General features: G+C 54.2%; 11 protein-coding genes and 2 riboswitches. Of the genes, 8 read left to right on the top strand and 3 right to left on the bottom strand.

Annotation, left to right across the window (positions count from 1 at the left end; genetic code table 11):
- Positions 1–138: 138 nt before the first annotated feature.
- Both topA and ACXADJ_RS03605 read left to right on the top strand, forming a co-directional pair.
- The gene (gene topA / locus ACXADJ_RS03610; RefSeq protein WP_475063192.1) at positions 139–2,832 is read left to right on the top strand and encodes a type I DNA topoisomerase; all 2,694 of its coding nucleotides are present in this window, start codon (positions 139–141) and stop codon (positions 2,830–2,832) included.
- A gap of 244 nt (positions 2,833–3,076) precedes the next feature.
- Positions 3,077–3,475, top strand: coding sequence for a ComEA family DNA-binding protein (locus tag ACXADJ_RS03605; protein ID WP_475063190.1), 399 nt, complete (start codon positions 3,077–3,079; stop codon positions 3,473–3,475).
- Between the two features lie 58 nt (positions 3,476–3,533).
- Here ACXADJ_RS03605 and ACXADJ_RS03600 read toward each other — a convergent pair whose 3' ends face one another.
- Positions 3,534–4,211, bottom strand: coding sequence for a phosphatase PAP2 family protein (locus ACXADJ_RS03600; protein ID WP_475063188.1), 678 nt, complete (start codon positions 4,209–4,211; stop codon positions 3,534–3,536).
- Between the two features lie 88 nt (positions 4,212–4,299).
- Positions 4,300–4,662, bottom strand: a complete 363-nt coding sequence (locus ACXADJ_RS03595; RefSeq protein ID WP_475063186.1) for a YbaN family protein — start codon at positions 4,660–4,662, stop codon at positions 4,300–4,302.
- A 274-nt stretch (positions 4,663–4,936) separates the two neighbouring features.
- Between ACXADJ_RS03595 and ACXADJ_RS03590 the strand changes: the two genes are divergently transcribed.
- Both ACXADJ_RS03590 and ACXADJ_RS03585 read left to right on the top strand, forming a co-directional pair.
- On the top strand, positions 4,937–5,803 hold the full coding sequence (locus ACXADJ_RS03590) for a LysR family transcriptional regulator (RefSeq protein ID WP_475063183.1): 867 nt from the start codon (positions 4,937–4,939) through the stop codon (positions 5,801–5,803).
- A 470-nt stretch (positions 5,804–6,273) separates the two neighbouring features.
- Positions 6,274–6,384, top strand: a riboswitch (guanidine-I (ykkC/yxkD leader).
- 73 nt (positions 6,385–6,457) lie between these two features.
- Complete coding sequence (locus ACXADJ_RS03585) at positions 6,458–7,519, top strand: putative urea ABC transporter substrate-binding protein (RefSeq protein ID WP_475063181.1); 1,062 nt, start codon at positions 6,458–6,460, stop codon at positions 7,517–7,519.
- A 117-nt stretch (positions 7,520–7,636) separates the two neighbouring features.
- Here the strand turns inward: ACXADJ_RS03585 and ACXADJ_RS03580 are convergent, their stop codons facing one another.
- Entirely contained in the window at positions 7,637–8,596 is a 960-nt protein-coding gene (locus ACXADJ_RS03580; protein WP_475063179.1) for a DMT family transporter, read from the bottom strand.
- 401 nt (positions 8,597–8,997) lie between these two features.
- Positions 8,998–9,145: riboswitch (guanidine-I (ykkC/yxkD leader) on the top strand.
- Between the two features lie 105 nt (positions 9,146–9,250).
- Here ACXADJ_RS03580 and ACXADJ_RS03575 point away from each other — a divergent pair.
- The 4 genes from ACXADJ_RS03575 to ACXADJ_RS03560 are packed head-to-tail and all read left to right on the top strand — an operon-like array spanning position 9,251 to position 12,381.
- The gene (locus ACXADJ_RS03575) at positions 9,251–10,060 is read left to right on the top strand and encodes an ABC transporter permease (RefSeq protein WP_475063177.1); all 810 of its coding nucleotides are present in this window, start codon (positions 9,251–9,253) and stop codon (positions 10,058–10,060) included.
- Positions 10,061–10,118: 58 nt separating this feature from the next.
- The gene (locus tag ACXADJ_RS03570) at positions 10,119–10,958 is read left to right on the top strand and encodes an ABC transporter ATP-binding protein (protein WP_475063174.1); all 840 of its coding nucleotides are present in this window, start codon (positions 10,119–10,121) and stop codon (positions 10,956–10,958) included.
- A gap of 25 nt (positions 10,959–10,983) precedes the next feature.
- Positions 10,984–11,724 (top strand): urea amidolyase associated protein UAAP1, encoded by a 741-nt coding sequence (locus ACXADJ_RS03565; protein WP_475063172.1) that lies wholly within the window; start codon positions 10,984–10,986, stop codon positions 11,722–11,724.
- An 18-nt stretch (positions 11,725–11,742) separates the two neighbouring features.
- Positions 11,743–12,381, top strand: coding sequence for an urea amidolyase associated protein UAAP2 (locus tag ACXADJ_RS03560; protein WP_475063170.1), 639 nt, complete (start codon positions 11,743–11,745; stop codon positions 12,379–12,381).
- Positions 12,382–12,853: the final 472 nt, after the last annotated feature.

Below are 12,853 nucleotides of genomic sequence, written 5' to 3'. Positions count from 1 at the left end.
ACGAACTTGGAAAGGACTGGTCATTCCACTGCATTCGTCGCCTTGCACTGAACAACGGCAACACTCGCGCAGAGCCGTGCAGGATTAAATAGATGTCCCCTGTAGCATTTGATTAGAGATAAGGTAGCTCGGAGAAATATGGGCAAATCGCTGGTGATTGTGGAGTCGCCTGCCAAGGCGAAAACCATCAACAAGTACTTGGGTAAGGACTATGTGGTGAAGTCCAGCGTAGGTCACGTCCGTGATCTGCCCACCTCAGGCTCAGGTTCAACCTCTGACCCCAAGGAACGTGCCAAACAGGCTGCCTTGACCCGCAAGATGTCGCCGGAAGAAAAGGTTGTTTACAAGGCCCGTAAGGCCAAGGAACAACTGATCAACCGCATGGGCGTCGACCCGGAGCACGGCTGGAAAGCCAACTATCAGGTGCTGCCCGGCAAGGAAAAGGTGGTCGATGAACTCAAGCGTCTGGCGAAAGATGCCGACACCATCTATCTCGCAACGGATTTGGACCGCGAAGGGGAAGCCATCGCCTGGCACCTTCGCGAGATCATTGGCGGCGAAGACAAAAACTACCGTCGGGTAGTCTTTAACGAGATCACCAAGAAAGCGATTCAAAAAGCCTTTGAAGAGCCTTCCGACCTCAACATGAACCGGGTAAATGCACAACAGGCTCGTCGCTTCCTCGACCGTGTTGTTGGCTTTATGGTATCGCCACTGCTGTGGAGCAAAATCGCCCGTGGTCTGTCAGCCGGCCGGGTGCAGTCCGTTGCCGTACGTCTGATTGTTGAGCGTGAGCGCGAAATTCGCGCCTTTATTCCGGAAGAGTACTGGGAAGCCTTTGCCAACCTGAGTACCGCTGGCGGCGAAGCCTTGCGTGCACAGGTGACCAAATATCAGGGCAAGGAATTCCGCCCCACCAACGAAGCGGATACCACTCAGTTGATGGCCGAACTGAAGTCCTTGCCGTTTGCCGTCAGCAAACGCGAAGACCGTCCAACCAGCTCCAAGCCAGCCGCTCCATTCATTACCTCGACGCTGCAACAAGCGGCCAGTACCCGCATGGGCTTCAGCGTGAAGAAGACCATGACTCTGGCCCAGCGCCTGTACGAAGCCGGTTACATCACCTACATGCGTACCGACTCCACCAACCTGAGTCAGGATGCCATTGAAAGTGTACGTGGTTACATCAGCACCAAGCTAGGTGAAGAGTACCTGCCAGACAACCCGCGTCTGTACAGCAGCAAGGAAGGTGCCCAGGAAGCGCACGAAGCAATCCGCCCATCCGATGTGAAGTTGCGTGCCGCCGATCTGTCCAGCATGGAACCGGATGCCCAGCGTCTGTACGACCTGATCTGGCGTCGTTTCGTCGCCTGTCAGACCGCCGATGCCAAATTCACCAGCACCTCCATCACCACCGCTGCCGGCGACTTCGAAATGAAGACCCGTGGCCGTGTGATTCGCTTTGACGGCCACCTGCGTGTGCTGTCTTCCGCTGGGAAGGATGAAGACGTATTGCTGCCGGATGTGGCCGAAGGCGACACTCTGAATCTGGTTGAGCTGGAGCCAAAACAGCATTTCACCAAGCCGGCCCCACGCTTCTCCGAAGCGGCACTGGTTAAAGAGCTGGAAAAGAAAGGCATTGGCCGCCCTTCCACCTATGCGTCGATCATTTCGACCATTCAGGAACGTGGTTACGTCAGCCTCAAAGGCCGTCGATTCTACGCCGAGAAAATGGGCGACATCGTAACCAGCCGTCTGGTTGAAAACTTCAACGATCTGATGGACTTCAGCTTTACCGCCAATATGGAAGAAAAGCTCGACCATATTGCCGAGGGCGAATTCCAATGGATCGACGTGCTCGATAACTTCTACAGCGACTTCCAGCACAAACTGGACGATGCTGGCGAAAACATGCGCCCGAACGACCCGGTCGACACCGACATTGAGTGTCCAAACTGTGGACGTCATATGCAGATTCGTACCGGTTCTACCGGTGTGTTCCTCGGCTGCTCCGGTTACTCCTTGCCCCCCAAGGAACGCTGCACCCAAACCCTCAATCTGGTGCCGGGTGACGAAGCCATTTCCGCCGATGAAGACGAAGAAGCGGAAAGCCGCCGTCTGATGGAGAAACGCCGCTGCGTGAAGTGTGACGCAGCGATGGAAAGCTACCTGCTGGATGAAACCCGCAAGGTACACATTTGTGGCAACAACCCGGATTGTGATGGCTTTGAAGTTGAAGCCGGTCAATTCAAGCTGAAAGGCTACGATGGCCCAACGCTGGAATGCGACAAGTGTGGCAGCGAGATGCAGCTCAAGTCCGGCCGCTTCGGCAAATACTTCGGCTGCACCAACAGCGAGTGTAAAAACACTCGTAAGTTGCTGAAAAGCGGCGAAGCAGCGCCACCGAAGATGGACCCGATTGCCTGTCCGGAATTGCAATGCCAGAAAGTGGACGACACCTACGTACTGCGTGACGGTGCATCCGGTCTTTTCCTGGCCGCCAGCCAGTTCCCGAAAAACCGCGAAACCCGACCACCACTGGTACAAGAGCTGATTGCTCATCAGGCAGAACTGCCTGAGAAGTATCACTTCCTGCTGGATGCGCCACGGGCGGATGACGACGGCAACCCGTCGGTAATTCGCTACAGCCGTAAATCCAAAGAGCAGTACGTGATGTCGGAAGTTGAAGGCAAGGCCACTGGCTGGTCAGCCTGGTTCACCGACGGCAAGTGGGTGATTGAGCAGAAGAAAAAAGCCGCTCCTAAAAAAACGACAGCGAAAAAAGCGCCGGCCAAAAAGTCCACCAAAGCGTCTAAAAACGCAGACGACTGATTATCGCAGAAACACAAAAACGGTCATTGGGTTTCCCCAATGACCGTTTTTTTGTTTATAGCTCTGTCGCTCAAAAGTGTCCCCTTAACGCGTAAAAACCTCAAAAACTCATACTGGAGTACCAAAAATAAAATTGAAATCTGGTTCTCGCGAGGGATGTTTGCTGTCTCTGGAGCTGCTAGATTTAAGACACGACATTGACGTCAGCCCTCGTAAACACGAGCCCTAACAAGGAGAAGTTAAGATGAAAACGATCAATAATTGGATCAAGTGCAGCACTCTGGCCAGCCTTCTGGCAGTTTGTAGCATCGCTTCTGCCGGGACCGATCAAGCCCCTGCATCAGCATCGGTCAGCGACCCCCAAGTCACCACCACCAACATGACCTACAAGGCGTCTGCCGACAGCAGTAATGACACCCACAAGAGCCTCAACAGCAACAGCAATGCTGCACGGGTCAACCTGAACACTGCATCGGCGGCAGAGCTGACATTGCTGAAAGGGGTTGGCGCATCAAAAGCCGAAGCCATTGTGCGCCACCGAGAAGAACATGGGCCTTTCGCAAGCCTTGAAGAGCTGACCCGGGTACGTGGCATTGGTACTGCCACCATCGAAAAGAATCGCCAACTGGCGACGGTAGACTGAGTTTTACGTAAGACAGAGGCCGTAGCGGAGCCTGAGACAGATATCCGCTACGGACCCTTTATCTATCAGAGCAAGGTGTTATCCGGCTATGCCCCAACAGCCACCAGCTCAATAATCGATAAGTGAAATAACAGACAAACCCGGCAAAAATCGTATCACTGAGGAAATGACCACCCTGGACGATACGACCAGCACTGACCACCACACCTAACCCAAGTCCCGCCCAGAACCAGGCCTTTCGACGAGTCCACCAGGCCAGCGCCATCAGCCAGAATCCCATCGCGGAGTGACCACTGACAAACGATTTGCAGCTGCGCTGGCAGGAATCCGAGACAACAAACGCCGGCGTAAAACCACTGCTGCCACCAAACTCCTGCACCTGCCGTGGGCGTGGGCGTTCAAATCCTTCCTTGAACACCGAATGCACCAAAATCCCGGGGCCGGCCAGCAGGCTGATCAACAAAAACAGCCACACCTTGCGCTGCGTCGCCGGCAAACCATGTTTCAGATAAGACAGTACCGTTGCCACCAGCAGCATCGGCACCAACAGATAAGGGATGTAGCGAAAGATACCGTAAATAGCCACCACAACCGGCTGGTCTTTCAGCGGCCATTCAGCAGTGGCTGGGTCGTAAAACCAACCACTCACCGTCAGATCCAGTTGCGGCCACAACAGAAACACCGCAACTAACAGCGCAAATACAACAATGTCCAGATGATGCTTGAGCAAAGACACAACACTACTCCCGAAAAATTCGCCGCAGAGAATACCGACTATGCCCTGCTCGTGGCCAGAATAACCCGCCAAAGACGCACGAATTTCGTCAAAGTTCAGTATCCGTGTTGCTGGCTGCATCGGCCGATAACTTCAGTGTTGGCAATCGCAGGATATAAATGCTGACGCCCAAACCAATCAGCGGGAATACCACCCTTGGGGCCGGAGAATCCAGAATCACAAACGCCGTCAGCATTAATGACGTCCACATCAACAGCAGCGTGTATATTTTGGCTTTGAATGGCATGCCCTTGCCATTGAGGTAATACAGCAGGTATTTGCCCAACCGCGGATGCCCTACCAGCCAATAGTAGAATTTCGGCGAGCAGCGGACAAAACAGGCAGCTGCCAGCAGCAAGAATGGCGTGGTCGGCAACACCGGCAGAAAAATGCCCGCGGTTCCCAACGCCACACAGAGCCAACCAACCGCCATCAACAGATATCGGATTACGGGATTTCTAACCGGCTTGAACTCAACCGGTTCCGTTGTTGCGGACGGACCTTGTTCCACAGCCCACTCCATTCCAGACATTCAACTTTACCCTGCTGCCCTTTTGGGGCGCGCCTGCTGGCCATCAGTGTTGCCCAAACAAAACCGTGCAGAGTTCTTCAGAAGCCCAAGTATACCTTCATCGCTTAAAACACGGCATAAATTCGGTAAGATTGGGCATCGTTCCGGAGATTGTATGAAAACCACACTCGAACAATGGCGCATGTTCAAGGCAGTTGTCGAACATGGCGGTTATGCCCAGGCAGCCGAAGCAATATTCAAAAGCCAGTCCACCATCAGTTATGGCGTGCACAAACTGCAGGAGCAGCTGGGCATTACCCTGCTGGAGGTGGAGGGTCGTAAGGCGGTCCTCACCGAACAAGGCAAGGTCATGCTGCAACGAGCCAACCAGCTGTTGGAGCAGGCTGAAAACCTCGACAAGGCCGCAGATGTATTGCGTCAGGGCGTAGAGCCAGTGATCCATCTGGCGCTGGATATGATTTTCCCTTACGACCATCTGTTCTGTCTGCTGGCCGATTTCTCAGAGCAGTTTCCCAACACCCGGGTAGAACTGACCGAGTTCGTTATGAACGGCGGCAACGACATGCTCGAAAATGGTGAGCTGGATCTGCTGGTGACCCCAATCATGCCAGCCGGACTGAAGGGCAAACAGATTTACCGCGAGCAGTTTATCCCTGTCAGCAGCCCCGACCACCCGCTGCAATCCCGTCAGGATCTGAAACTGGAAGACCTGATGGAGTACCGCCAGATCGTTATGCGTGATGGCAGCAAGCAACGCAGGGACTCCGGCTGGCTGGGCGCCCACCAACGCTGGACGGTATCCCATACCAACACCAGCCTTAACATTGTGCGTCGTGGTTTGGGCTATGCCTGGCTGCCCATGAACTGGATTCAGACCGACCTCGACAACGGCACACTGAAGCCACTGCCCATGAAGGACGACAGTGCACGTTACGAAGACTTGTATCTGGTAGAAGCCGCTGAGGGCAGCTCAGGCCCGGCAACCCGTTATCTGGCGTCCTTGTTAAGAAAGTCTTTGTAACTGCCTTTCTCACCGTCTATCCAACCGCCTATTTAACCGTAGGGCATCGGATAGATCGTGCTGACGGCAGAAAGAGGACTCGCCCCTGAGACTTTTAGTCAAGCCCACGCACCCAAATAGTGCGTGAGTTTATTTTTTAAACACTCCATTCCAAAACCAATAGACCATTTTAGGACACAGATAGACAAATAACGCCAAATTTGCCCTGTACAGTATTTATTCTAACGCATGAACGGTTAATTCAAACAGTCACTATTGCACCATTAAAAACCACCAGCCAAACAAACGCACCAAGACAGTGCAGTTTATAAATTTCATTTTAGATGCAAATGTGAACCAATTCACACTGGCAATTTTGCAACGCACTCAAGACGGGCTTTTGGTAAATCACACAATAGTGGTATGCACCTTGCTTTGAGTATGCGTAGCAGGGGATCTCAGGATACGGGACAGGACGTCCTGACAATTTGGAAATAGATGGCTAGGGTTCCGGCTTCGACACACAGAAGCGACTGGTCCGAGAGCGATCGACCTCAGACGCATAGCGTCAGGTTACACGGCGGGACAAAAGCCCGGGAGGCCCAGGAACAGCATGGATTTTCGCTGCATCCGAAGACCTTCTGCCGCAACGATAACCAAAAATGAGGAACTACCATGTTACGCCTGAATCGCCTGGTGCTAGCCAGTCTGGTCACCTTGGCCGCTCTGCTGCCATTCAACGCCAATGCCCAGGACAGCTTCCGTCTTGCGTGGTCTATTTATGTAGGCTGGATGCCGTGGGATTACGCCGACAAGGCAGGCATCGTCAAGAAGTGGGCCGACAAGTACGGCATCGAAATCGAAGTTGTACAAATCAATGACTATGTTGAATCCATCAACCAATACACCGCTGGCGAATTCGACGCTTGCGTGATGACCAACATGGATGCCCTGACCATTCCTGCGGCCAGCGGCGTAGACACCACCGCCCTGATCGTTGGCGACTTCTCCAACGGCAACGACGCCATCATCCTGAAAGAAGGCAACTCCATTGCCGATCTGAAAGGCAAGCCAGTTAACCTGGTTGAGCTGTCTGTTTCCCACTATCTGCTGGCCCGTGGTCTGGACAGCGTTGGCATGGCAGAAAAAGACGTATCTGTTATCAACACCTCTGATGCCGACATGGTCGCTGCCTACGGCACCGACGACGTAGAAGCTGTGGTTACCTGGAACCCACTGGTAAGCGAAATCATGACCATGCCAAACGCCAACAAGGTGTTTGACTCCAGCAAGATTCCTGGCGAAATCATCGACGCCACCATGATCAACAGCGAAGTTCTGGCCAACAATCCAAAATTCGCCAAAGCCCTGGTAGGTGCCTGGTACGAAACCATGAGCATCATGTTCAGGAACGACAAGACGGGTAAAGAAGCCCGCGCCATGATGGCTGAAGCATCCGGTACCGACCTGGCCGGTTACGACGCTCAGCTGGCCGCGACCAAAATGTTCTACAAGCCTGCCGATGCCGCCAGCTTCGTAAACAGCAAAGAACTGCCAGCCACCATGAAGTATGTTTCCGAGTTCTCTTTCCAGCACGGCCTGCTGGGTGACGGCGCTCCAGACGCAGACTTCATCGGCGTTGCTTTCCCGAACGGTACGGTCAACGGCGACATGGATAACATCCAGCTGCGCTTTACCGACAAGTACATGAAGATGGCTGCTGAAGGCAAACTGTAAGTCTGCCTGAACGCCAAGCCCTCTGGCTTCAAATAGCCAAACAAAAGCCCGGCCATGTGCCGGGCTTTTTGCATCCACTCGATCCGCTACGCTGCAACGGAGCTCAGGCTGTATCTATCAGGTCGCCAGCGACGGTTGCGCCTCACTGCGACCATCCAGCACCGAAGCGGCCAGAATCAAACCACACCCCAGCCAACCGGCCATATCCAGTGCACTTTCACCCAGCAGTTCCGCCGACAGCACAGCCGTCACCAGCTCCATGATAATGATCAGTGCCGAGCGACTGGCAGGCAGCCTGCTGACGCCCCACTGAGAGCCAAACGACATCAACATCAGCCAGGTGCAGCCATACAAAACAGCGGCCAACCACGCCCACACAGGTACCGCCGTAGCCGCGTCCTGAGCGAAAGCAACAGCACCATGGGCACCGCCGCCTTCGCCCCCCAATCCCAGCGCGACCACCAAGGTCAGAGACAGCGCCGAGCCCAGCAGCATCACGCCCACCTTGGCGACCAGCTGGGCCTGCTCGGTCTTGCGGAACAGCACGTTGTTCGCCGCGTAGGTAAAACCGGCAATCAGGCCAAGCGTATCGGCAAGTCCCCACGGCGTTGCCATAAACACATCCAGGTTATCAGGACGCAGCCCCGCCACCATGGCCACCCCGACCAACGCCATGGCAATCATCAGGGTTTTCACCAGATTGATGGATTCCTGCAACCACCATTTGCCCAACAAGGTGCTCCAGACAGGTAACAGGTAAAACAGCACCATCACCCGGACCACATTGCCCTCCATCAGTGCAATCGAAAAGCTGACATTGGCCACCCCACCAAACAGCAAGATCCCCACAAACTCCTTGCGATTGGCCAACACATCCTGACAGCAACGCTGCCACGACCGCACAGCCAGCAACAACGTCAGCAGCGAGCCAACCCAATACGCCACCAGCAACAGCTGGCTATGCTGCAATCCCATTGACTGAATGGCATTGAGGGGAATCCAGGCACTGCCCCACAAGATCGAGGCAAACAACAGCACCACAGCAGGGTTAGGGGAAAAACGGGAGAGAGCATTCACGGCATAGATTCCAACAAGACTTGTATACAAGCTGCAATTCAAGAAAAGTGCCGCCAATCAGCCAACACTCTGAAATAGTGTATTCACGGTCAGCAAAGACAATTCGGGGCCATCAACTCCGATTCCAATGCATAGAAAGACCTCAAAGCAACGCACCTTTGGCCAAGCCATTCGAAGCACAACGGAGAAGGATGTATTTCCGGACCAGATTTGCACTACAAAAGAACAAAAACATCAACAACGCCCCAGTTAAGGGCGATTCTCAATTTCAGAAAATGGGACACCCTCCACAAAACCACCGGCAGCGCCTTGACCACACTATTCCTTCCGGTAAAACCAAACTGGCACACTCATCGCATACGATCTTGTATGCAAGATGCAATGGGATACCGACATCTCATCGAATAGGCAGCTAGGGTTCCGGTAACAATCGTTAGATAGTTTACGTCTGGTCCGAGAGCAGCCGACCTTGCCACTTCTCGCTTTGACGTCAAATCTTGATCAAAGCCTGATGCGGGGGTTACACGGCGGGACAAAAGCCCGGGAGACTTGCAGAATCTGACCACCAATGTACAACGGGTGTTAGATTTTGCCGGACGTTCTTTTGAACATCCCGTTGTTTCGTACCGTAAACCCGACATCAGGAGATGCGCCATGCGCAAGCTGGTCAACCTGCAACCAACGAAGTTATCAACGCTGATACTGGGCGCCCTGCCTTTTATCGCCGTTGTATTGATTTATCTGGTCGCTTCAGACCTTCGCCTTGAAGAAAACCCGCGCGACAAACTGCTGCCAGCTTTCTCAACCATGGGCGATACCTTACTGCGCCTGGCCACGGAAGAAAGCCGTCGTACCGGAGAAATTATCTTCTGGGGCGACACCTTCGCCTCGCTTGAACGTATGGCAATGGGGGTCGGCATCAGTGCTTTGATTGCACTGCTGTTCGGTTTGGCCCAGGGCAGTTTCCCGCTGGTCCGCGCCAAGCTCTCCCCCTTCACCACAGCCATTGCCATGGTGCCGCCAATGGCCATGCTGCCCGTGCTGTTTATCGTGTTTGGCCTTGGTGAACTGTCCAAAGTGGTGCTGATCATCATTGGTATCACCCCTTTCCTGATCCGCGATCTGCAGCAACGTGTGATGGAGCTGCCGGAAGAGCAATGGATCAAGGCCCAGACCCTAGGGGCCAACAGCTGGCAGTTAATGACTCGCATGGTTTTGCCTCAGATGATGCCCCGACTGATCGACGCAGTACGTCTTTCAATGGGCGCCGCCTGGCTGTTCCTGATCGCAGCCGAAGCCATTGCCGCCAACGAAGGCCTTGGCTATCGCATTTTCCTCGTTCGTCGTTATATGGCGATGGACACCATCCTGCCCTACGTGGCCTGGATCACGGTGTTGGCGATCTGTGCAGACCAACTGCTGCGCCAGATCAATCGCCGGGTATTCCCCTGGTACCAGAAATAACCGCACCACCGTGATATCCGCTGGATAAGGCAAACGAACGGAAACCAAGGACCTCCTTATGACTGTCAGACTCGTAACCGAAAAGCCGCCACATTTTCTTGAGTTCAAACGTGTTGGCAAACGCTATGGCGATAGCGTGGTGCTGGAAAACATCAATACTCAGGTTAAGAAAGGTGAATTCATCACCATGGTTGGCGCCTCCGGCTGCGGCAAATCGACGTTTCTGAAAATGCTGTCAGGCCAGGAGCAGGCCACCCGCGGCGTATGCCTGATGGAAGGTCAACCGATTTCAGAAGAGCCCGACGTCAATCGCGGCATCGTATTCCAGAAATACTCCGTTTTCCCGCACCTGAACGTTTTGGAAAACGTCATTCTGGGCCTCGAGCTGGAATCCACCAGCCTGACCGGACGACTGTTCGGCAAGCTGTTTGGTACCGCACGCAAAGCAGCGCTGGAAGAAGCCGCCACCTTGCTGGAAAAAGTCGGCCTCGACCACGCCATGCACAAATATCCCCATGAGCTGTCCGGTGGTATGCAACAGCGCCTGGCGATTGCCCAGGCACTGATCAAAAAGCCCAAGGTGCTGCTACTGGACGAACCGTTTGGTGCACTCGACCCAGGCATTCGTGCCGACATGCACCAGCTGATTCTGGAATTGTGGGAAGAAACCGGCACCACCATTTTCATGGTTACCCACGACATCACCGAAGGGTTTTATCTGGGCACCCGCCTGTGGGTATTCGACAAGGTACGTAACGACCCCACTCACCCACACGCCTGGGGCGCCACCATTACCTACGACCTGCCTATTGGCCTGACCAGCAAAAATTTACACGACGATATTCGTCATGACGTAAACCTGACTTCACGTCACCAGGATGAACAACTGGTGTCCTGAGCCGACATTCACAGGAGCAAGAAAGATGAGTGAATACCAAATCGGTGAAACCGTATACACAGACACCCTGCGCGGTGGGGCCCACTGGTCCATGCGCGTCAAAAAAGGCACCTTGCTGACCCTTACGGATGTAGAAGGCGGTGCCAATCTGGGTCTGCTGATGTTTAACCCGTACGACCTGAAAGAAAAGTACAACGCCCCGGACAGCCTCAAGGCCCAGCACACCTTCAAACTGACCAAAGGCCATTGCCTGTACTCCGATATGGGCCGCGTGATGGCCTCCATCGTTGAAGACGACTGCGGCTGGCACGACACCGTCTGCGGCAACATGAACAAAACCATGCTGGAACAACGCTGGCCACGTGTTAGCTACCAGCAAGGCCTGAACGACTGGACCCTGAATGGCTACGACAGCTTTATGGTCGAGTTCGCCAAATACGGCCTTACCCGTCGCGACATGGCCGCCAACCTGAACCTGTTCAGCAAGGTGTTCACCGACGACGAAGGCAACATGAGCTATGCCCCAGCCGCCAAAGCAGGTGACTCCATCACCCTTCGCTTTGAAATGGATACCCTGGTGATCTTCCACACCTGCCCGCATCCATTGGCATCCCCGGCCACCGGCTTTGACGAATACCCACGCAAGCCGGTTCAGTACGCCTTGGCCAAAGCCGCTCCGGTTGCCGAAGACGACTACTGCAAGAACCTGTGTCCTGAAAACCAACGCGGTTTCCAGAACACTCACCTCTACACTTTCATGGACTAACTCTGAGGAGCAAACCAGATGATCAAAGAAAGCACATTGCGCCCAGAAGACGCCATCTTCCGTCAAAACGTTGATGCCGGTGACTACTTCCTGCACCGCATTGAAGCCGGTCAGACCTTCCGTATTCTTGACCTCGAAGGCAACCAGGCTGCCGACACCCTGTTCTACAACGCCGACGACGTCACCGAGCGCTACAGCGCCATGGATACCGTTCGCGAACAAGGCAACGTCTACCTGACTGCCGGTTCGGTACTACGTACCAACGAAAACAATCCCATGCTGGAAATCGTTGCTGACACCTGTGGCCGCCACGACACTCTTGGCGGTGCCTGTGCGACCGAGTCCAACACCGTGCGCTACTCGCTTGAGAAAAAGTGCATGCACGCCTGTCGCGACAGCTGGATGTTGGCCATCAACGAGAACGAACAATACGGTCTCGAAAAAGCCGACATCACTCACAACATCAACTTCTTTATGAACGTGCCAATTACCAAGGAAGGTGGCCTGACCTTCGCCGACGGTATCTCCGGTGCTGGCAAATACGTCGAGATGAAAGCTGTGATGAACACCCTGGTGTTGATCTCCAACTGCCCACAGCTGAACAACCCGTGCAACGGCTACAACCCAACACCGATCGAAGTACTGGTTTGGGAATAATCAGGGCTTTAAACGGACATCAAACCGTAGGATGGGCTCCGCCCATCAACACGAAGTTTGATAGTAAATACGGAAACCGCTCTTTAATCGGTAACAGGGTTGTCCTCTTCGGGGACTTCCCCCGGGCCGGACGGGCAACCCCCGCCTTGCGCTACCGGCTCGCAGTATCGGTTTTAACTGCGCAAACGCGACGGCCACGGCCAGATTCGGCATCCATGCCTCAACTGGCCTGCCGACACATCCATGTGTCAGCGACCTGCGTTTGCTGAAAAAAACTGGCGAACCTCAAGGCGCGGGGTATGAAGACGCAAGGCCGCTTTTTAAAAGTACCTTGCTGTGTTGGGCGCGGCCCAACCTACAAAGCGAAATATGAAAAGCCGATGCGCGGTTTCATCCCGCGCATCAAGGTTCGCCCGATAGAGCCACATCGAGCAGGGCCAACCGGCATGGATGCCGGGAGAGCCGACTCTGG

Source organism: Oceanobacter sp. ABM4_470, from assembly GCF_056158645.1.
The sequence above is the reverse complement of the archived record's forward strand: the minus strand, read 5'-3'. Positions and strand labels throughout refer to the sequence as shown.

Coding starts and splice junctions, on each gene's coding strand:
- topA (WP_475063192.1), top strand. CDS start 139: ATGGGCAAATCGCTGGTGATTGTGGAGTCGCCTGCCAAGGCGAAAACC.
- ACXADJ_RS03570 (WP_475063174.1), top strand. CDS start 10,119: ATGACTGTCAGACTCGTAACCGAAAAGCCGCCACATTTTCTTGAGTTC.
- ACXADJ_RS03575 (WP_475063177.1), top strand. CDS start 9,251: ATGCGCAAGCTGGTCAACCTGCAACCAACGAAGTTATCAACGCTGATA.
- ACXADJ_RS03565 (WP_475063172.1), top strand. CDS start 10,984: ATGAGTGAATACCAAATCGGTGAAACCGTATACACAGACACCCTGCGC.
- ACXADJ_RS03590 (WP_475063183.1), top strand. CDS start 4,937: ATGAAAACCACACTCGAACAATGGCGCATGTTCAAGGCAGTTGTCGAA.
- ACXADJ_RS03560 (WP_475063170.1), top strand. CDS start 11,743: ATGATCAAAGAAAGCACATTGCGCCCAGAAGACGCCATCTTCCGTCAA.
- ACXADJ_RS03605 (WP_475063190.1), top strand. CDS start 3,077: ATGAAAACGATCAATAATTGGATCAAGTGCAGCACTCTGGCCAGCCTT.
- ACXADJ_RS03585 (WP_475063181.1), top strand. CDS start 6,458: ATGTTACGCCTGAATCGCCTGGTGCTAGCCAGTCTGGTCACCTTGGCC.